16 protein-coding genes and 1 pseudogene are annotated in these 19,126 nt (G+C 62.2%); 13 read left to right on the top strand and 4 right to left on the bottom strand.

The genetic code is table 11. The annotated features are described in order from the left end of the window. Window positions 1–53 precede the first annotated feature (53 nt). The 7 genes from btsR (at window position 54) to OKC29_RS08655 (ending at window position 7,839) form a co-directional block, all read left to right on the top strand. Window positions 54–758 carry a two-component system response regulator BtsR gene (btsR, locus tag OKC29_RS08685; RefSeq protein ID WP_073350683.1) on the top strand — a complete coding sequence of 235 codons (705 nt, stop codon included), beginning with the start codon at window positions 54–56 and terminating at the stop codon, window positions 756–758. Between the two features lie 140 nt (window positions 759–898). Next, window positions 899–2,320 (top strand): carbon starvation CstA family protein, encoded by a 1,422-nt coding sequence (locus OKC29_RS08680; RefSeq protein WP_039214540.1) that lies wholly within the window; start codon window positions 899–901, stop codon window positions 2,318–2,320. 289 nt (window positions 2,321–2,609) lie between these two features. Further along, the gene (locus tag OKC29_RS08675) at window positions 2,610–2,948 is read left to right on the top strand and encodes a DUF3302 domain-containing protein (protein WP_043167400.1); all 339 of its coding nucleotides are present in this window, start codon (window positions 2,610–2,612) and stop codon (window positions 2,946–2,948) included. Between the two features lie 3 nt (window positions 2,949–2,951). Then, window positions 2,952–3,989, top strand: coding sequence for an HlyD family secretion protein (locus OKC29_RS08670; RefSeq protein ID WP_011706439.1), 1,038 nt, complete (start codon window positions 2,952–2,954; stop codon window positions 3,987–3,989). A gap of 114 nt (window positions 3,990–4,103) precedes the next feature. Continuing rightward, window positions 4,104–5,864: a DEAD/DEAH box helicase gene (locus OKC29_RS08665; RefSeq protein ID WP_073352486.1), complete on the top strand. Its 1,761-nt coding sequence runs from the start codon at window positions 4,104–4,106 to the stop codon at window positions 5,862–5,864. Window positions 5,865–5,996: 132 nt separating this feature from the next. After that, complete coding sequence (dacB, locus tag OKC29_RS08660) at window positions 5,997–7,433, top strand: D-alanyl-D-alanine carboxypeptidase/D-alanyl-D-alanine endopeptidase (RefSeq protein WP_073350685.1); 1,437 nt, start codon at window positions 5,997–5,999, stop codon at window positions 7,431–7,433. A gap of 142 nt (window positions 7,434–7,575) precedes the next feature. Then, window positions 7,576–7,839: a GrxA family glutaredoxin gene (locus OKC29_RS08655; protein ID WP_010633640.1), complete on the top strand. Its 264-nt coding sequence runs from the start codon at window positions 7,576–7,578 to the stop codon at window positions 7,837–7,839. Between the two features lie 57 nt (window positions 7,840–7,896). Here OKC29_RS08655 and OKC29_RS08650 read toward each other — a convergent pair whose 3' ends face one another. Continuing rightward, a complete protein-coding gene (locus OKC29_RS08650; protein ID WP_017408079.1) occupies window positions 7,897–8,109 on the bottom strand; it encodes a DUF1653 domain-containing protein in 213 nt (70 codons plus the stop codon). A 379-nt stretch (window positions 8,110–8,488) separates the two neighbouring features. Between OKC29_RS08650 and OKC29_RS08645 the strand changes: the two genes are divergently transcribed. Next, window positions 8,489–9,703, top strand: coding sequence for a pyridoxal phosphate-dependent aminotransferase (locus OKC29_RS08645; RefSeq protein WP_011706443.1), 1,215 nt, complete (start codon window positions 8,489–8,491; stop codon window positions 9,701–9,703). 65 nt (window positions 9,704–9,768) lie between these two features. Here the strand turns inward: OKC29_RS08645 and OKC29_RS08640 are convergent, their stop codons facing one another. Both OKC29_RS08640 and fabV read right to left on the bottom strand, forming a co-directional pair. Then, window positions 9,769–11,244: a YfcC family protein gene (locus OKC29_RS08640; RefSeq protein ID WP_073350688.1), complete on the bottom strand. Its 1,476-nt coding sequence runs from the start codon at window positions 11,242–11,244 to the stop codon at window positions 9,769–9,771. A gap of 163 nt (window positions 11,245–11,407) precedes the next feature. Beyond that, window positions 11,408–12,601 carry an enoyl-ACP reductase FabV gene (gene fabV / locus OKC29_RS08635; protein ID WP_073350690.1) on the bottom strand — a complete coding sequence of 398 codons (1,194 nt, stop codon included), beginning with the start codon at window positions 12,599–12,601 and terminating at the stop codon, window positions 11,408–11,410. A 230-nt stretch (window positions 12,602–12,831) separates the two neighbouring features. On the opposite strand from fabV, the pseudogene OKC29_RS23050 reads away from it, so the two are divergent. Beyond that, window positions 12,832–13,686: pseudogene (locus OKC29_RS23050) on the top strand (PAS domain-containing protein); the annotation flags it as partial. A gap of 6 nt (window positions 13,687–13,692) precedes the next feature. Then, complete coding sequence (locus tag OKC29_RS23045) at window positions 13,693–14,226, top strand: methyl-accepting chemotaxis protein (protein ID WP_256821952.1); 534 nt, start codon at window positions 13,693–13,695, stop codon at window positions 14,224–14,226. 309 nt (window positions 14,227–14,535) lie between these two features. On the opposite strand, the gene OKC29_RS08625 is transcribed toward OKC29_RS23045, so the two are convergent. Continuing rightward, window positions 14,536–15,432, bottom strand: a complete 897-nt coding sequence (locus tag OKC29_RS08625; RefSeq protein ID WP_162275718.1) for a DMT family transporter — start codon at window positions 15,430–15,432, stop codon at window positions 14,536–14,538. Window positions 15,433–15,544: 112 nt separating this feature from the next. Here OKC29_RS08625 and rsxA point away from each other — a divergent pair, with 112 nt between their 5' ends. The 3 genes from rsxA to rsxC are packed head-to-tail and all read left to right on the top strand — an operon-like array spanning window position 15,545 to window position 19,124. Next, entirely contained in the window at window positions 15,545–16,126 is a 582-nt protein-coding gene (gene rsxA, locus OKC29_RS08620) for an electron transport complex subunit RsxA (protein ID WP_005302262.1), read from the top strand. A gap of 4 nt (window positions 16,127–16,130) precedes the next feature. Further along, entirely contained in the window at window positions 16,131–16,694 is a 564-nt protein-coding gene (rsxB, locus tag OKC29_RS08615) for an electron transport complex subunit RsxB (protein ID WP_011706450.1), read from the top strand. Window positions 16,695–16,700: 6 nt separating this feature from the next. Then, window positions 16,701–19,124 carry an electron transport complex subunit RsxC gene (gene rsxC / locus OKC29_RS08610; protein WP_073350698.1) on the top strand — a complete coding sequence of 808 codons (2,424 nt, stop codon included), beginning with the start codon at window positions 16,701–16,703 and terminating at the stop codon, window positions 19,122–19,124. Window positions 19,125–19,126 lie beyond the last annotated feature (2 nt).

The raw sequence follows: 19,126 nt of genomic DNA, 5'->3' as shown, positions 1-19,126 counted from the left end.
GCCGCCGTCCCACTTCATCTTCACCCACTACCCCAACCACGCAGGAGAACCCCATGATCCGCACCCTCATCGTCGATGACGAGCTTTACGCCCGCGAGGAGCTGATGCAGCACCTGGCCGCCGAGCCCGATATCGAACTGCTGGGCGCGGCCGCCAACGCCATCGAGGCGCTGCCGCTTATTCAGCGGCTCAAACCCGACGTAGTGTTTCTCGACATCCAGATGCCCAAGCTCAGCGGCATGGAGCTGGTGGCCATGCTCGATCCCCTGCCCCGCATCGTCTTTGTCACCGCCTTTGACGAGTACGCCATCCAGGCGTTCGAGGAGAACGCCTTCGACTACCTGCTCAAGCCGGTGGAGCCGGTGCGTCTGGCCAAGACGCTGGCGCGGCTCAGGCAAGATCTAACCCCCCAGCCCATGACGGCGCTCGCCCCCGCCATTCGCCACATCCCGGGCTACCTGCACAACCGGGTACGCCTGCTGCCCATCGAACAGGTGGAGTACGCCTTCTCCGATCTCGGCGGGGTGCACGTGGCGAGCCAGGGCGAGCTGTTTCACACCCAGCTCACCCTCAAATCGCTGGAGGAGAAGACCCCGCTGCTGCGCTGCCACCGCCAGTACCTGGTGGCCCCGGCCGCCATCTTCGAGATCCGGCTGCTGGAGAACCAGCTGGCGGAGATAGTGACGCCGAGCGGCGCCCAGGTGCCGGTCAGCCGCCGTTACCTGAAGGAGTTGAAGGAGATGCTGGGGCTGGAGTAAGCCCCGCGATGTGAGCCGGATCACGAGCGCCGACCGCTCGGACCGCCATATGACCGCTCATGCCGTTTGACCTGCCGTCAACAGAGCAAGCCCCTACACTGGCCGCGCACCCCCAACAATAACAAAGCAGGAGCGTAGCAATGATCTGGTTCTTCCTCTGTGTCGGCTTGTTAATAGCCGGCTATTTCGTATACGGCAAATTCATCGAGCGGATATTTGGCCCCAAGCCGGAGCTGAAAACCCCCGCCATCACCATGGCGGACGGGGTGGACTATGTCCCCATGTCGGACAAGAAGGTCTATCTGGTTCAGCTGCTCAACATCGCCGGCGTCGGCCCCATCTTCGGCCCCATTCTGGGCGCCCTCTACGGTCCGGTCGCCATGCTCTGGATCGTGTTCGGCTGCATCTTCGCCGGTGCGGTGCACGACTACTTCTCCGGCATGCTGTCGGTGCGCGCCAAGGGCGCCTCGGTGCCGACCGTGGTTGGTGAACACCTCGGCACCACCGCCAAGCACTTCATGAACCTGTTCGCCGTGGTGCTGTTGATGCTGGTGGGCGTGGTGTTCGTGCTGAGCCCGGCTGGCCTTCTGGCCAACCTTACCTCCACCGATCTGGTCTACTGGATTGCGGCCATCTTCGCCTACTACATCCTGGCGACCATCGTCCCCATCGACAAGATCATCGGCCGTTTCTACCCCATCTTCGGCGCCCTGCTGGTGTTCATGTCGGTCGGCCTCATCATCGGCCTCATCGTCTCCGGCAAAGGCTTCTACAACACCGGGATGGATTTCTCCAACCTGCACCCGACCGAGCTGCCGCTCTGGCCGCTGTTGTTCATCACCATCGCCTGCGGCGCCGTGTCGGGCTTTCACGCCACCCAGTCACCGCTGATGGCGCGCTGCATGCAAAACGAGAGCTCCGGCCGCTTCATCTTCTACGGCGCCATGATTGGTGAAGGGATCATCGCCCTCATCTGGTGCACCCTGGGTCTCTCCTTCTACGACAGCACCGAGGCGCTCAACGCCACCCTGGCCAGCGGCGGCCCCTCTGCCGTGGTGCACGAGGTCTCCACCAGCCTGCTCGGCACCGTCGGCGGCATCCTGGCCATCCTCGGCGTGGTGATCCTGCCCATCACCTCCGGCGACACCGCGTTTCGCAGTGCCCGCCTCATCGTCGCGGACTTTCTGAAACTGACCCAGAAGCCCATGGCCAAGCGACTGCTCATCGCCATCCCCATGTTTATCCTCGGTTTCATCATCTCCAAGGCCGAATTCGGGGTGATCTGGCGCTACTTCGGCTGGGCCAACCAGACCACCGCGGTGATGATGCTGTGGGCGGCGGCGGCCTACCTCGCCAAAGAGGGCAAGCTGCACTGGGTCTGCACCATTCCCGCCATGTTCATGACCGCCGTAGTGTTCACCTACCTGGCCAACGCCCCCATCGGGTTCGGGCTGGAGATGGGCGTCTCCACCATGATTGGACTGGCCAGCACCCTGATCGTCACGGTGGCCTTCCTGGTGAAATTCAGGCCTGCGCTGATCAACAAGCCCAGCGAAAGTTGATCCACGCCAACCATGTCAAGAAAGGAGCCGTTAAGGCTCCTTTTTTTGCTGAACATTTCCCTTCAGCAATGCCATACTCCCAGCGTAAGTCCTTGTCATGGATACGACTTTACGGACTTGCCCCCAACAACATCAGCGTCTGTTTTGACGACTTGGAAACCACTTAAGCTTCAGTACAACAAAACAACTTAAGATTTCGGGCCCGACAGGAGGGAAATCAGGTAGCTGACTGCCTTGCAGAGCCCTGATCCCAATGACAATGCGGTGCGTCAAGCCAGCGGAGGCGTAAATGGCACTCGATTATTTTGCTCTTGGTCTGCTTTTTTTTGTGGGTTTGGTCATTTTTTATGGGGTCATCGTCATTCACGACATTCCCTATGAAATAGCCAAACATCGTCAACACCCCCATCAGGACGCCATTCACGTGGCCGGCTGGGTCAGTCTGTTCACCCTGCACGTGCTGTGGCCCTTCCTCTGGATCTGGGCCACCCTCTATCGTCCCGAGCGGGGCTGGGGCTTCAACCAGCGGCTGCAGCAGGATGAAGAGGATATCCAGCAGCTCAAACAGGAGCTGGCCGACCTCAAGGCCCGCCTCAATACCATCGAACAGACCGAGCAACAGGGATAAATCATGGACCTGCTACTGATCCTGACCTACACGGCCGTCTGCGTGGCCATCTTCAAAATTTTCCGTATCCCGCTCAACAAGTGGACCGTGCCCACCGCCGCACTGGGTGGCGTGCTGCTCATCGGCACCCTGATCATGCTGATGAACTACAACCATCCCTACTCCGAGATGGCACGCAACTACTATGTCTCCACCCCGATCGTGCCGCTGGTCAAGGGCCGGGTCATCGAGGTGCCGGTACAGGCCAACCAGCCGGTGAAGAAGGGCGACGTGCTGTTTCGCCTGGATGCCGCCCCCTTCCAGTTGAGGGCGGACAGCCTGACGGCGCGGGTTGAATCCAACCGCAACCACCTCAAGTCCATCGAGGCCAGGCTGCGCTCCGCCAAGCTCGATCGGGATCGCGCCAGCGACCTGATGCGCCGCGGCGTCGGCAAGCAGCGCGACCTCGACGTCACCCAGGCCAACGTGGATGACATCGTGGCCCAGATCGAGCAGCAACAGGCGACGCTGGAAGATCTGCAGGCCCAGCTCGACGAGGCCAGGTATCAGGTTGAACAGACCGTGGTCTATGCCCCGAGCGACGGCCACGTGGTGCAGCTGGCCCTGCGCCCCGGCATGATAGCCACCCCCTTCATGTATCGCCCGGTGATGACCTTCATTCACAAGGACGAGACCGCCTATGTGGGCTGGTTCTGGCAGAACAGCATGCAGCGCCTGGCGGTGGGCGATGAGGCCGAAGTGGTGATCGACGGCATCCCCGGCAAGATCTTCCAGGGCCAGGTGACCGCCGTGATCCCGGCCATCGCCGCCGGCAACGTGCAGGCCAACGCCGGCCTGCTGGATCAGGCCAGTGCCGTTCAGCCGGGCCGCCTGCCGGTGCTCATCTCCATCACCGACCCCGAATGGCCCAAGTATCAAGTGATCGCCGGGGCCAGCGGCCAGGCAGCCATCTACACCAAGCACTTCCACCATGTCTCGGTGATGCGCAAGGTGCTGCTGCGCATGGCCAGCTGGATGAACTACGTCTTCCCCTTCCACTAAGCGAAGACGTCATCGCCAGCGGGCCGGCACCATGCCGGCCCGCTGTTTTTTGGCGCCAAGATCCCTATAATGGCGCCATCCTGCACCACCCCATATCGATACCACCAAGCCTGCATGTTCGTTCTCAGACCCTATCAGACCGACGCCGTCAACGCCGTGATCAGCCACTTTCGTCAGCACCCGGATCCCGCCGTGGTGGTGCTGCCCACCGGGGCCGGCAAGAGTCTGGTGATCGCCGAACTGGCCCGCAAGGCGCGCGGCCGGGTGCTGGTGCTGGCCCACGTCAAGGAGTTGGTGGAGCAGAACCACGCCAAATACGAGGCGTGGGGGCTCAAGGCCGACATCTTCGCCGCCGGGCTGGATCGCAAGGAGGCGAGCGCCCAGGTGGTGTTTGGCTCGGTGCAGTCGGTGGCGCGCAATCTGGCAGCCTTCGACGGGGCGTTTTCGCTGCTCATCATCGATGAGTGCCACCGGGTCTCGCTCGATGACGACAGCCAATACCATCAAGTGATCGACCACCTCAAGGCCGCCAATCCAGCCCTCAAGATCCTCGGTCTCACCGCCACCCCCTATCGGCTCGGGCTGGGCTGGATCTATCGGCGCCACTACCACGGCATGGTCAAGAGCCACGGCGAGCGGCTGTTTGGCGACTGCGTGTTCGAGCTGCCGCTGCGATTCATGGTCAAAAATGGTTATCTGACGCCGCCCAGGCTGGTGGATGCCCCCATCGTCCACTACGACTTCAGCAAGCTGGTGGCGCGGGAGAACGGCCTGTTCAGCGAGGCGGATCTCAACGGCGAGCTCAAGCGTCAGCAGCGGGTCACCCCCCATATCCTGAGCCAGGTGCTGGAGTATGCGGCCGACCGGCAGGGGGTGATGATCTTCGCCGCCACCGTCGAGCATGCCCGCGAAATTCATGGCCTGCTGGGCGCCAGAGGCCAGCAGGCCGCTCTCATCACCGGCGAGACGCCGGGGCCGGAGCGCGATGCCCTCATCAACGCCTTCAAGGCACGCGAGCTCAAGTTTCTGGTCAACGTGGCGGTGCTCACCACCGGCTTCGACGCCCCCCACGTCGATCTCATCGTGATGCTCAGACCCACCGAGTCGGTGTCGCTCTACCAGCAGATCGTGGGTCGCGGCCTGCGCCTCTCGCCCGGCAAGACGGACTGTCTGGTGCTCGACTACGCCGGCAACAACTTCAACCTGTTCGCCCCCGAAGTGGGGGAGCCTCGCCCCCACGCCGGTACCGAGCCTGTGCAGGTACCCTGCCCCGCCTGTGGCTTTGCCAATACCTTCTGGGGCAAGACCGACGAGGATGGCAAGGTGATCGAGCACTACGGTCGCCGCTGTCAGGGGCTGTTTGAAGATGACGAGGGCCATCGCGAGGAGTGTGACTACCGCTTTCGCGCCAAGATCTGCCCCGCCTGCGGCAGCGAAAACGACATCGCCGCACGCCGCTGCCAGAGCTGCGATCAGCTGCTGGTGGATCCCGACGACAAGCTCAAGGAGGCGCTCAATCTCAAGGATTGCATGGTCATTCGCTGCGCCGGTTTGACGCTGAGTGCCGGGCGTGGCAAACAGGGGGAGCGGCTGGAGGTGGTTTATCACGATGAGGACGGTCTCACCCTCAATGAGTACTTCGGATTTCACTCCGAGGGCGCACGGCGCTTGTTTCAACAGGTCTTTGTGCGTCATCATTGGCCCGCTCCGGGTCTGGAACCCGAGTTTGCCACCCTGGCGAGCGTGCTGGCGGCCCAAAGCCAGTTCCGCCACCCCGATTTCGTCATCGCCCGCAAAGCGGGGCGGTTCTGGCAGATAAAAGAGAAGATTTTTGATTATGAGGGTCGCTATCGCACCGCCAACTCGCTGGCGTGATGGCCAGTGGCGACCGGCATAAATCGTATGAATGGCTTTGCCACGGCCGATCCCGCATCGGCGGGTGAAACAAGGTTGAATTGTCAGGGCCGGCACCACTGCCGAGCCCCTTCGTCACGTTTAGAGGATGTTATGCAGCGGCTGTTGATTGGTTTTTGTGCTCTCTTTTCCCTGGCGGCCCAGGCCGCCCCGCTGACCCCGCCCCAGGGGGGCCAGTACGCCATCATAGTGCAGGGTAACAACGGGGTTGAATTTGCCCGCCATGCGGATCAGATGATTGCCCCCGCCTCCACCATGAAGGTACTCACCGCGCTGGCGGCCCGTCTCGAGCTCGGTGCCGACTTCCGCTTTGCCACCGACATTCAGGCCCAACCCGGCGCCAAGCAGGGTGATGCCATCAATGGCGACATCTGGATCAACTTCGTCGGCGACCCTACCCTCTCCCGCATGGACCTGCTGGCCCTGTTCAAGCAGCTCGGCGTGAACCGCATCAAGGGCAACGTCTACGTCAACACTGGCGCCTACAACGGCTACGAGCGCGGCAACGGCTGGTCGTGGGGGGATCAGACTCTCTGCTTTGCCGCCCCGGTCTCGTCGGTCATCATCGACAAGAACTGCGCCTACGGCACCATCACCGCCACCCAGATTGGCAAACCGGCGGTTGGCAACGTGGCTACCGGCGTGCCCATCGGCATCGGTGCCGACAACGTGGAGGTGATGAGCTATGGCGACATGGCGCGCCAGTTCTGCGCACTGGAAGTGGACATGGCCAAGGGCAACTTCTACGAACTCAAGGGTTGTATCACCCCGAACAAGGAGCCGCAGGGGCTGCGCTTCGCCATCCACGACGTGGAGGCCTGGGGCTGGGACAACATCCGCTGGGCCATGGACCGTGCCGGCATCAAGCATGACGGCCTGCTGCGGGTGACCCACAAGTCGCCGGACAACGCCGAAACGCTGGGCACCCACTACTCGGTATCATTGCCGGTGATGCTCGCCAAGATGCTGAAGAAATCGGACAACCTCTACGCCGATACCTTCCTCAAGACCGTCGGTCGCCACTACTACAACAAGCCGGGCAGCTATCGCAGCGGCACCATGGCGGTGCGTGCCATCCTGACCAAGAACGGCATCGATCTGGGCAACGCCACCCTGGCCGACGGCTCGGGCCTCTCCGCCCACAATCTCATCAGCGCCCGCCAGATGTTGTCAGTGCTGAACTTCATCCAGAAAAATGATGCCGAGCTTGGCCTCATCAAGCTGCTACCAAGCTCCCAGGTGGACGGCACCCTGGCCTGGCGGCGCAGCGTCACCGCCCCCATGATGAAGAACAAGGTGCACGCCAAGACCGGCACCATCACCGGCACCTCCAACCTGGTGGGCTTCATCGACACCTCCGGCGGCCAGCGCAAGGCCTTCGTGATGTTCCAGCGCGGCCTGTCGCAGGATCCGGCGACCCATGAGCGCTACCGCGCCAGCAAGGCCGCCTGGCCCTGGACCGTGTTCGAGAAGGGAGTGCTGGAGAGCATCTATCAGCAGCAGCCGATCCAGATCGCCGATCAGGGTTGAGCTACCGCTCGGTGATTGACGATGACGGCCGGCGAAGCGCGCCTTATCGAAGATGGCGAACGGCCGTATCGACAATTTCCACTTTGACTAGTCACGAGGCGGGGCTATCCTGTCCCCAGCCTCATATGAATGGAGAGAGAACATGTTTGCAGTGATTTTTGGTCGTCCCGGTTGCCCCTATTGTGTCCGTGCCAAGCAGATCGCCGAGCAGCTGGTTGAACAGCGTGACGATTTCAAATTCCGCTACGTGGACATCCACGCCGAAGGCATCACCAAGGAAGATCTGGCCAAGAGCGCCGGCAAGCCGGTCAATACCGTGCCGCAAATCTTCCTGGACGAGCAACACATCGGTGGCTGCACCGATTTCGAAGCCTATGCCAAAGAGAACCTGGGTCTCTACCAGTAAGTTCACGTTGTGAAAAAGGCGCCATCAGGCGCCTTTTTTCATGGTCAATGGTCAGCCTCAGCCGGCAACCGGGGTGAAACGGCTCACCACGTCTCCCTGATGCTCGATCCACTCCATGAACATGGCCACCGGGCGGGCATAGACGGCGCCATCCTGCTCGCTCTGGTAGATCACCAGCTGCTCCCCGGTTTCAGTGTGCAGGGCCAGGGTCAACACCTGATAATACCCACCCTTGAAATGGCGGTAGCGACCAACTGCGGGGGCTTGCATGGGAACTCCTTCGATATCGACGCCGGGCGGCGCCAGCATGGCGCGCAGACCACATGCTCTGCTTTTTGGGCCGGCGCCGACAAAAATAATGACATTTTTCACGCAAGCCAATCGTGCCAGCGAGAGTGAATATTTCAACACAGTCGGGTAGCTTTGTTAATCAGCCCCTCATCTTTCACTGGTGAAACTCGGTTACCACAAACGATCGTGCTGAATTTAACGTTTTAGCAACCCTGTTTCAGGGCTAAAAATCAGGGAATTCTACTAAAAAGAGGATTGTTCTAGCATTCAATTCTGTGAAGAATAGGGGAAAAGAAATTTGATACTAAAAAACGCCTTTTTCGCCAACGCGCCCCCAGGGGAAGGAATCACAGTCACCATGTTCACTATCGACAAGTCGCACAAGCTCGACGATGTCTGCTATGACATCCGCGGCCCGGTGCATAAAGAAGCTCGCCGTCTCGAAGACGAAGGCCACCGCATCATCAAGCTCAACATCGGCAACCCAGCCCCGTTCGGTTTCGATGCGCCTGAAGAGATCATCAAGGATGTGATCCTCAACATGCCGCTCAGCCAGGGCTACTGCGACTCCAAGGGGCTGTTCTCGGCCCGCAAGGCGGTGATGCAGTACTACCAGCAAAAAGGGATGCGCAAGGTCGACATCGACGACATCTACATCGGCAACGGTGCCAGCGAGCTCATCGTGATGGCGATGCAGGCGCTGCTCAACAACGGCGACGAGATGCTGGTACCCTCCCCCGACTATCCGCTGTGGACGGCGGCAGTGACCCTCTCCGGCGGCCATGCGGTGCACTACCGTTGCGATGAAGGGGCCGACTGGTATCCGGATCTCGATGACATCCGCGCCCGCATTACCCCGCGCACCCGCGGCCTGGTGCTGATCAACCCCAACAACCCGACCGGCGCCGTCTACGGCAGCGAGTTCCTGCTGGAGGTGATCGAGATCGCCCGCCAGCACAACCTCATCATCTTTGCCGACGAGATCTACGACAAGATCCTCTACGATGACATCTCCCACACCAGCGTCTGCACCCTGTGCGACGATGTGATGGTGGTGACCTTCAACGGCCTCTCCAAGGCCTACCGCGCCTGCGGTTTCCGCCAGGGCTGGATGGTCATCACCGGTCCCAAGGGCCGTGCCAAGGGCTACATCGAGGGACTGGAGATGCTGGCCTCCATGCGGCTGTGCGCCAACGTGCCGATGCAGCACGCCATCCAGACCGCCCTGGGTGGCTACCAGAGCATCAACGAGCTGATCCTGCCGGGCGGCCGCCTGCGCCGCCAGCGCGACAAGGCGTGGGAGCTGCTCAACGACATCCCTGGCGTCTCCTGCGTCAAACCCAAGGGGGCGCTCTACATGTTCCCGCGCCTCGACCCCAAGGTGTACGACATCCGCGACGACCAGAAGATGGTGTTCGACCTGCTGCAGCAAGAAAAATTGCTGCTGGTGCAGGGCACCGGCTTCAACTGGCCGGCGCCGGATCACTTCCGGCTGGTGTTCCTGCCCCGGGAAGAGGAGCTGGAAGAAGCCATCGGCCGTCTCGCCCGCTTCCTCAAGGGCTACAAGCAGTAAGCAAGGCTCATGAAAAAGGCTCCCGCGGGAGCCTTTTTGTTGTCTGTCGTTTTCTATCCGCGCCATCAACCGTGCAGCAGGGCACCGACTACCAGCACCGCCATGGTGATGAGGGCCACCCCGATGATGAAGGGCAGCACCCAGCGCACGAAGCGATCGTAGGGGATCTTGGCCAGCGCCAGCCCCGCCACCAGATGGGCGGCGGTGGGGGCGAACAGGTTGATCCAGCCGGAGGCGGACTGATAGGCGGTGATCACCAGATCCCGCGAGATCCCGGAGAAGTCCGCCAGCGGCCCCATCAGCGGCATGGAGACGGTCGCCAGCCCCGAGGTGGACGGAATGAAGAAGCTCAGGATGATGTGCACCAGATAGGCCATCAGGATGAACACCGACGACGACAGCCCGCTCACCAGCCCCTCGGCCCAGTGCAGTATGGTATCGATGATGACGCCATGCTCCATCACCACATAGATGCCGCGTGCCACCGCCACCACCAGCGCCACCCCGATGAGGTCCCGAGCGCCGCTCAGGAAGGTCGCCACGTAGTTGGACTCCGGCATCCGGTTGATCAGCGCGATCAGGATGGAGGCGCTGAAGAACAGAGTGGAGAGCTCGTCGAACCACCAGCCCAGGGTGGGCAGCAGATCGATACCCAGATCCGACCAGGGCACCACCGCATAGATCATCAGCAGGAAGGTGCCGAAGAAGACCAGCATGGTGAGCTTCTGCTTGCCGCTGAAGGCGAGGTTGCCGCTCTTCATCTGGGAGAACTCGTCGTCATAGGCGATGTCGGCCAGCACGGAGCGGGACTTGTCCTGCTGCACCTGCTTGGCGTAGCGCATCACGAACCAGGAGGCGAAGATCACCAGCAGCAGCCACTGCACAACCCTAAGGCCAATCCCCTCACCGATGGGGATACCGGCAAAACCGGAGGCGATGCCGGTGGCAAACGGGTTGACGGTGGAGGCAAGCACCCCGACCCCGGAGCCAAGCAGGATGATCCCTGCCGCCACCATGCGATCGAAGCCCGCCGCCATCATCACCGGCACGATCAGTGCCCAGAAGGCCACCGTCTCCTCCGCCATGCCGAAGGTGGAGCCGCCCAAGGCAAACAGGGCGATCAGCACCGGGATCAGCAGCCGCTCGCGCCCGGCAAAACCGCGCACTATGGCCCCCACCCCGGCATCCAGTGCCCCGCTCTGCATGGTCACCGCGAGAAAACCGCCGATGATGAGCACGAACAGCGCCACGTCGGCCGCCTTGTGAAAGCCCTGGATCGGCGCCTTGAGCACATCGAATACCCCCTGCGGTTGGGAGGGGAGCTCGGTGTAGCTGCCGGGCACCGGCAACAGCCGCTCGTCGCCGCTGTAGTCGGCCACGGCCGCCGCCGCAATCGGCTGCTGGGTCTTGGCCGTCACGTAGTTGTATTTGCCCGCCGGCAGCACCCAGGTCAGGGCCGCCATCAGGGCGATGATGATGAAAAGCAGGGTATAGACAGTGGGGAGTTGGCGCTTTTTGGGCGCTTCATGTGGAGTGGTCATAGCTTCCGTACCTCGGCAATGCCGTCATGTGATCCGATCACCGCCAGACTAGCGGGTTTGATATGGGAAAAAGGTGATCGCGGATAATAAAATTCCGCAACTTAACGGGATTTTTGCCAAAAAAACAGGGCCCCGCGGGGCCCTGTTTTCACTTGGATCAGACTCAGAGCTCGACCACATCGAATTTCACGTCCGGATTCACATCCGCATCGTAATCCACTTCGTCCAGCCCGAAACCGAACAGGCGCAGGAACTCCTGCTTGTAACCGGTGTAGTCGGTCAGTTCGGAGAGGTTCTCGCTGGTGATGGACGGCCACAGGTCGCGGCAGGTCTGCTGCACGTCTTCGCGCAGTTCCCAGTCATCCATGCGGATGCGAGCCTGATCGTCCAGCGCCATGTCGGACGCGTAGAGACGGGTGCGCATCATGCGGTCCACCTGCTCCATGCAGCCTTCGTGAATGCCCTTCTCCTTCATGATCTTGAAGGCCATGGAGATATAGAGCGGCATCACCGGAATGGCGGAGGAGGCCTGGGTCACCACGGATTTCAGCACGGCCACGTGGGCGGTGCCGCCCTTGGCAGCCAGATCGCCACGGATGGCGGCGGCGGCGCGATCCAGATCTTCCTTGGCACGGCCCAGAGTACCGTGCCAGTAGATTGGCCAGGTCAGGTCGGTGCCGATGTAGGAGTAGGCCACGGACTTGGCGCCGTCGGCCAGCACGCCTGCATCGCGCAGGGCAGCCATCCACAGTTCCCAGTCCTGGCCGCCCATGACGGTGATGGTGTTCTGGATCTCTTCCTCGTTCGCCGGCTCGACGGTGGCGGTGATGATCTGATCCTTGTTGGTGTCGATGGCGGTGGTGGTGTAGACCTCGCCGATGGGCTTCAGGGCAGAGCGCACCACTTCGCCGGTATCCGGCAGCTTGCGCACCGGTGAGGCCAGGGAGTAGACCACCAGATCGATTTGACCCAGATCCTGCTTGATGAGCTCGATCACCTTGGCGCGGCATTCGTTGGAGAAGGCATCGCCGTTGATGCTCTTGGCGTAGAGGCCCGCCTCTTTGGCGGCCTTGTCGAAGGCAGCGGAGTTGTACCAGCCGGCGGTGGCAGTCTTGGTCTCGCTACCGGCTTTTTCGAAGAAGACACCGAGGGTGGCAGCGCCAGAGCCAAAGGCGGCGGCAATGCGGGAAGCCAGGCCATAACCGGTGGAAGCGCCGATCACCAGCACCTTCTTGGGACCATTCTCGATGGTGCCCTTGGCCTTGGTATAAGCGATCTGGCGACGAACATTGGCTTCACAACCGACCGGATGAGTGGTGGTGCAGATAAAGCCGCGAACCTTGGGTTTGATGATCATATGGGGTCTCGGATCCGTTTAATGGATGAAATCGGGGCATAAGATACCTCATCTTGCCGCGATAAGGTGCTCTGATGTGTTGAATCGCAGGGAAAATGAGCAAAGCGTGGGACAAATGCCGCCCAAGGGGCCAGCCGTCAGCCTGCCGGAGCAGGACCGGCCTCCCCGCCCCTCTGCACGGCTTGTCAACATGGCAAGATCGATAATGATAAAACAAACAATTAACCCTGATGGTTGAGGCGACGACCAAACAACCTGTACTAGTATTCAGCCGGTCGGGTATTGTCATGAAAGGCCTCACCAGGGTCTTAACAAGGAGCTCCGCCATGTTTTGGAATCGCACGGGTAAAAGTGAACAGAGTGAACAAGCGGCACAGATCGCAGAACTTGGCGCCTTTGAGCAGGCCATCCAGTCACGGGTTCCCTATATCGAGTTCACCCCGGAAGGGGTGGTCACCTTCGTCAACGATCGTTTTCTCGCCATCGTGGGCTATGCCCGGGAGGAGGTGATCGGCAAGCACCACAGTTCTCTCTGCTTTCCCGAGGACGTGAAAACCCGCGAATATGAGCAGCTGTGGCAGGATCTGCGCAGAGGGGAGTCGCGCAACGGCCGTTTCATCCGGCAGGCCAAATCGGGCAAGGCGGTCTGGCTCGAAGCCAGCTACTTCCCGATCCTCCTCGATGGCAAGGTGATCAAGGTGGCCAAGGTGGCCTCCAACGTCACCGAGCAGCAATCCACCCTGGAACGCACCCAGGCCCTGCTGGCGGCACTGGACAAATCCCTGGCCGTCATCGACTTCCAGCCCGATGGTACCGTCATCACCGCCAACCAGAATTTCCTGCACTGCTTCGGCTACCGGCTGGACGAGGTGGTGGGCCAGTCCCACCGCATGTTCTGTGACGAGGCCTTCTATCAGCAGAACCCCAACTTCTGGCGGGATCTGGGGACGGGCTCCATCCAGTCCGGGCTCTTCATGCGCCGTGGCCGCCACGGCGAGAAGATCTGGCTGGAGGCCACCTACAACCCCATCTTCAACCATGAGGGCAAGGTGATCAAAATCATCAAGCTGGCGAGCAACATCAGCGAGCGGGTGGAGAAGTCCATCTCGGTGCGCGAAGCGGCCCAGAAGGCCTGCGCCATCGCCGGAGAAACGGTGCTGAGCGCCGCCAGGGGACGGGAGGTGATCGACAAGGTGCTGGAAACCTCGGCCCACATCAACAGCTCGGTCAGTGAAGTCAGCCGGCAGATAGAGAACCTCAACCAGCAATCCAGAAGCATAGAGTCCATCATCTCGACCATCAGCAGCATCGCGGATCAGACCAATCTGCTGGCGCTCAACGCCGCCATCGAGGCGGCCCGCGCCGGCGAGCAGGGCCGTGGGTTTGCGGTGGTGGCCGATGAAGTGCGCCAGCTGGCGGCCAGAACCTCCACCTCCACCGGCGAGATAGTCTCCGTCATCCGGCTCAACTCCGACATCACCTCGAGGATCACCCAGACCGTCTCGGTGGTATCGGACAAGGCGATGGCGGGCCAGGCCCAGGCCGACATCATCGCCGGCGTCATTCAGGAGATCATCGAGGACGCCAACTCGGTGTCGGACACCGTCAAGGGCCTCTCCATCTAGGGGCCTCACCATCACAACACACGGGGCCAGGCCCCGTGTTTTTTATCTTCCGATCAAAGCGTCAATCCCGCCCCGACAGATAGTGCCTGGCCTCATCATCCGCCTGCAGCAGGGCGCACTCCCACAGCTCGGCGATGCAGAGCCCCTCCTCGCCCACCGCTTCCTCTTCCAACGCCTCCAGTGCCCGTGCATCGGCCAGGGTGAAGGGATGGTGGCCAAGCAGCAGTCACGCCTGCGCCAGTAACCTCATGTCACTCATGATCCCGCTCCTCGCTGCTACCTGCCCTGACTGTAGTCAATTTGCGGCCCTCACGGGCCTGTGGTGGCCGTCGGCATCCGGGCGCGCCTGGCCGGCAGCTGTCCCACCGCGATCCCCAGCAGCACGGCGCCACAGGCCACCCATTGCAAGGCGTTGAGGGTCTCTCCCAGCAGCAGATAGGCCAGCAGCAGGGTGAACACCGGGATGAGATTGACGTAGGCCGCCGCCAGCGTCACCTTCACCTGGGTCACCGACCAGTTGTAGAGCAGGTAGGCCCCCAGGGTCACGCAGGCGCCGAGAAAGACGATGACCGCCATGTCCTGCCAGACCCAGGCCGTCGGCCAGGGTTCGCCAAAGGCAAAGGGGGCGAAGAAGAGGGTGCCGACAAACGCCTGCAACGCAGTCAGGGTCAACACGCTGTAGCGGCTGCAGAGCTTCTTGAACACCACCGAGTAGGTGGCGGCGCACAGCATGGCCGCCATCTCCAGGCTGTTGCCAAGCAGGGCATTGGGGGCAAATTCATCCGCCCCGCTGCCAAAACCTAGCAGCGCGATGCCGAAGATGGCGATGGCAAAGCCGAGCAACTGGCGCCGGCTCACCCGCTCGCGGATCAGCACGAAGGCCACCAGCGCCACGATGAGCGGCAACAGGGCACAGACCATGCCAGCCTGACCGGCACTGGTGTAGCGCAGGGCGTTGACCTCCAGCAGGAAATAGAGACAGGGCTCCAATGCCCCCATCAACGCCAGCCAGCGCCAGTCCCCCTTCTGATAGCGGAAATTGCCGAGATAGCGGTAGCAGCACAGCCAGCAGAGCGCCGCCACGCTCATGCGCATGAACAGCACCTGACCGAAGCCCCAGACCCCCAGCACGTGCTTGAGCGCGATGAAGGAGCTGGACCAGAGCAGCATCGCCAGGGTCAGGGTAAAAATGGGTAAAGGGCGCACGTTTCCTCCATGAAATTGGCTATTTGAATAATAACCATGCGGCCTTGCGGTTGTTAAAAGGCACCTAAAATCAGATAATACCGCCGCCTTCACACCGGATAACCAACCTGCAATGACTGAGTACCTGCTTTTATTGGTCGGCACTGTGCTGATTAACAACTTCGTGCTGGTGAAATTCCTCGGCCTGTGCCCCTTCATGGGCGTCTCCGGCAAGCTGGAAACCGCCATCGGCATGGGGCTGGCGACCACCTTCGTGATGACCCTGGCCAGCGCCTGTTCCTATCTGATGGAACACTATATCCTGATCCCGCTGAACATCGCCTACCTGCGCACGCTCGCCTTCATTCTTGTGATCGCCGTCGTGGTTCAATTCACCGAGATGGTTATCCGCAAAAGCAGCCCCACCCTCTATCGTCTGCTGGGCATCTTCCTGCCGCTCATCACCACCAACTGCGCCGTGCTGGGGGTGGCCCTGCTCAGCATCAACGAGCACCACAATTTCATCCAGAGCATCATCTATGGCTTCGGCGCCGCCACCGGTTTCTCGCTGGTGCTGATCCTGTTTGCCGCCATGCGTGAACGTCTGGTGGCCGCCGACGTCCCGACCCCGTTTCGCGGCGTCTCCATCGCCATGATCACCGCCGGCCTGATGTCGCTGGCCTTTATGGGCTTTACCGGCCTCATCAAGATATAGCGCTATGACTCACATACTCTTTGCCGTTCTGGTGTTGGCTCTGCTGGCTCTGGCCTTCGGCATCATCCTGGGCTTTGCCGCCGTCAAATTTCATGTGGAAGCCGATCCCATCGTCGATCAGCTCGACGCCCTGCTGCCGCAAACCCAGTGCGGCCAGTGCGGCTACCCGGGCTGCAAGCCCTACGCCGAGGCGCTGGCCAATGGCGATCAGATCAACAAATGCGTGCCAGGTGGCGATGCCACCATGCGCAAGATTGCCGACCTGATGGGGGTCGAACCCCAGCCGCTGGGCGGCGCCGAGGCCGCCGCCCCCATCAAGAAAGTCGCCTTCATTCATGAAGATCAATGCATCGGCTGCACCAAGTGCATCCAGGCCTGTCCGGTCGATGCCATCGTCGGCGCCACCAAGGCGATGCACACCGTCATTGCCGACGAGTGCACCGGCTGCGATCTCTGTGTCGATCCCTGCCCGACCGACTGTATCGAAATGATCCCGGTGCCGACCACGGTCGACAACTGGAAGTGGGATCTGGCCAACGTCGCCATTCCGGTCAAGATAGTGGAATAAGTAACCATGCAGTCCTTACTCGAACGCATCAAAGCCGGCACTCTGTGGGATTTTCACGGCGGCATTCACCCTCCCGAGAACAAAGACCAATCCAGTCTCACCCCGGTGGTGGACGCGGGTCTGCCGCCCCAGCTCATCATCCCGGTGCGCCAGCACGCGGGCCCGGCCGGCGACCTGCTGGTGCGGGTCGGCGACAAGGTCAAGAAGGGCCAGCCGCTCACTCGCCATGACAAGGGGCGTTTCGTGCCGGTGCACGCTTCCACCTCTGGCACCATCACCGCCATCGGTCACCACACGGTGGCCCACCCCTCCGGTCTCGACGATCTCTGCATCACCCTCACCCCAGATGGCGAAGATGCCTGGGGCGAGCGTCAGGGCCGCAGCGACTACTGGAATCTGGAGCGGGGCGAGCTGCTCGAACGCATCCAGCAGGCCGGCATCGCGGGCCTCGGCGGCGCCGTGTTCCCGACCCACAGCAAGCTCGATGGCCGCGGTCAGCTGACCGAGATCCTGATCGTCAACGGGCTGGAGTGCGAGCCCTACATCACCACCGATGACCGGCTGATGCAGGAGTACGCCGACGAGATCATGGACGGCATCCGGGTGCTCAAGCACCTGCTCAAGCCCAAGCTGACCCTGATCGGGGTGGAAGACAACAAGCCGGCCGCCATCGGTGAGCTGACCCGTCATGCCACAGACGAAGACGTACTGGTCAAGACGGTGCCCACCAAATACCCCTCTGGCGGCGCCAAGCAGACCATCGAGCTGCTCACCGGCCGCCAGGTTCCCAAGGGGGGCCGCGCCGTGGACATGGGCATCATGGTGCTCAACGTGGCCACCGTGTTTGCCATCAAGCGCGCCATCATCGACGGCGAACCGCTCATCTCCCGCATCGTCACCCTCACCGGCGACGCCTTCAAGAAACCGGGCAACGCCTGGGTGCTGCTGGGCACCCCGGTACGCTGGTTGCTGCAGCGTTTCGAGCTGCAACCCGAGGCGGATCAGCGGGTGATCATGGGCGGCCCCATGATGGGCTTCACCCTGCCCCATGCCATGGTGCCGGTGGTCAAGGCCACCAACTGCCTGCTCTCCCCCACCCGGGCCGAGCTGCCACCACCCGGTCCGGAGCAGGCCTGCATTCGCTGCAGTGCCTGTGCCGACGCCTGCCCGGCCAACCTGCTGCCCCAAGAGCTCTACTGGTACAGCCGGGCCAAGGAGTACGACAAGGCCGAGGGGCTCAACCTGTTCGACTGCATCGAGTGCGGCGCCTGTGCCTGGGTCTGCCCGAGCGAGATCCCGCTGGTGCAGTACTACAAGATTGCCAAGGATGACATCCGCGAGGCGCGCGCCGAGGCCGAGAAGGCCGAGCGCGCCAAGCAGCGCTTCGAGGCCAAGCAGGCCCGCTTCGAGCGGGAAAAAGCCGCCCGCGAAGCCCGCCATGCCGAGGCTGCCGCCCAGCGTCGCCAAGCCATGACGGCGGCCGGCGGAGAAGATCCGGTGGCCGCGGCACTGGCCCGCATCAAGGCCAAGCAGGACGCAGCGCCAGTCGGTGCCAGCGAACTCGCGCCGGACAACAGCGCCATGATTGCCGCCCGCGAGGCGCGCAAGCAGGAGGCCATCGCCCGCCGCGCCGCCAAGGCGGCCGCCAGCGAGCCCGACTCGGCCCAGACCGATGCACCGGCAACGAACGGGCAGGATGCCAAGAAAGCGGCCATTGCGGCGGCGCTGGCCCGTGCCAAGGCCAAAAAAGCGGCTCAGGAGCCAGGCGAATCAGCAGCTGTGGATAGCCCTGCTGCTGCGCCTCAGTCTGACCCCGTTACCGACACGGATCCCAAGAAGGCGGCCATCGCGGCAGCCATCGCCCGTGCCAAGGCCAAGAAGGCTGCTCAGGCGCAAGGGGACGCAGCCGTAACCGAAAATGAAGAGGCCGCCGTGGCAGCCCCTGCAACAGCGCCGCAGCCTGACTCAGCCGCCGACGCGGATCCCAAGAAGGCGGCCATTGCAGCCGCCATCGCCCGCGCCAAGGCCAAGAAGGCCGCTCAGGCGCAAGGGGACGCAGCCGTGACCGAAGGTGACGAGGCCGCCGTGGCAGCCCCTGCTGCTGCACCGCAGCCTGACACAGCCGACGCGGATCCCAAGAAGGCGGCCATCGCTGCCGCCATCGCCCGCGCCAAGGCCAAAAAAGCCGCGCAAGCGCAAGGTGAGGATGCCGTTGCCAAGCCCGCAGAGGCGCAAGACGAGGAGGCCACTGCCAAGCCCGAGGTGACCACCGTGGCGGCACCGGCTGCCGATGCGTCGCAGCCAGCTGCCGATGCGGATCCCAAGAAAGCGGCCATTGCCGCCGCCGTAGCCCGTGCCAAGGCCCGGAAACTGGCGGCCGAGGCAGCAGCCCAGGCCTCTCCTTCTCCATCGACCGACAAGAGCCACTGATC

Origin of the sequence: Aeromonas sp. QDB34, assembly GCF_027705405.1 — a bacterium.
Classification (GTDB): Bacteria; Pseudomonadota; Gammaproteobacteria; order Enterobacterales; family Aeromonadaceae; genus Aeromonas; species Aeromonas hydrophila.
The sequence above is the reverse complement of the archived record's forward strand: the minus strand, read 5'-3'. Positions and strand labels throughout refer to the sequence as shown.

Excerpts from the sequence above, each read along its gene's own strand:
- btsR (WP_073350683.1), top strand. The coding sequence starts at position 54 with ATGATCCGCACCCTCATCGTCGATGACGAGCTTTACGCCCGCGAGGAG.
- OKC29_RS08680 (WP_039214540.1), top strand. The coding sequence starts at position 899 with ATGATCTGGTTCTTCCTCTGTGTCGGCTTGTTAATAGCCGGCTATTTC.
- OKC29_RS08675 (WP_043167400.1), top strand. The coding sequence starts at position 2,610 with ATGGCACTCGATTATTTTGCTCTTGGTCTGCTTTTTTTTGTGGGTTTG.
- OKC29_RS08670 (WP_011706439.1), top strand. The coding sequence starts at position 2,952 with ATGGACCTGCTACTGATCCTGACCTACACGGCCGTCTGCGTGGCCATC.
- OKC29_RS08665 (WP_073352486.1), top strand. The coding sequence starts at position 4,104 with ATGTTCGTTCTCAGACCCTATCAGACCGACGCCGTCAACGCCGTGATC.
- dacB (WP_073350685.1), top strand. The coding sequence starts at position 5,997 with ATGCAGCGGCTGTTGATTGGTTTTTGTGCTCTCTTTTCCCTGGCGGCC.
- OKC29_RS08655 (WP_010633640.1), top strand. The coding sequence starts at position 7,576 with ATGTTTGCAGTGATTTTTGGTCGTCCCGGTTGCCCCTATTGTGTCCGT.
- OKC29_RS08650 (WP_017408079.1), bottom strand. The coding sequence starts at position 8,109 with ATGCAAGCCCCCGCAGTTGGTCGCTACCGCCATTTCAAGGGTGGGTAT.
- OKC29_RS08645 (WP_011706443.1), top strand. The coding sequence starts at position 8,489 with ATGTTCACTATCGACAAGTCGCACAAGCTCGACGATGTCTGCTATGAC.
- OKC29_RS08640 (WP_073350688.1), bottom strand. The coding sequence starts at position 11,244 with ATGACCACTCCACATGAAGCGCCCAAAAAGCGCCAACTCCCCACTGTC.
- fabV (WP_073350690.1), bottom strand. The coding sequence starts at position 12,601 with ATGATCATCAAACCCAAGGTTCGCGGCTTTATCTGCACCACCACTCAT.
- rsxA (WP_005302262.1), top strand. The coding sequence starts at position 15,545 with ATGACTGAGTACCTGCTTTTATTGGTCGGCACTGTGCTGATTAACAAC.
- rsxB (WP_011706450.1), top strand. The coding sequence starts at position 16,131 with ATGACTCACATACTCTTTGCCGTTCTGGTGTTGGCTCTGCTGGCTCTG.
- rsxC (WP_073350698.1), top strand. The coding sequence starts at position 16,701 with ATGCAGTCCTTACTCGAACGCATCAAAGCCGGCACTCTGTGGGATTTT.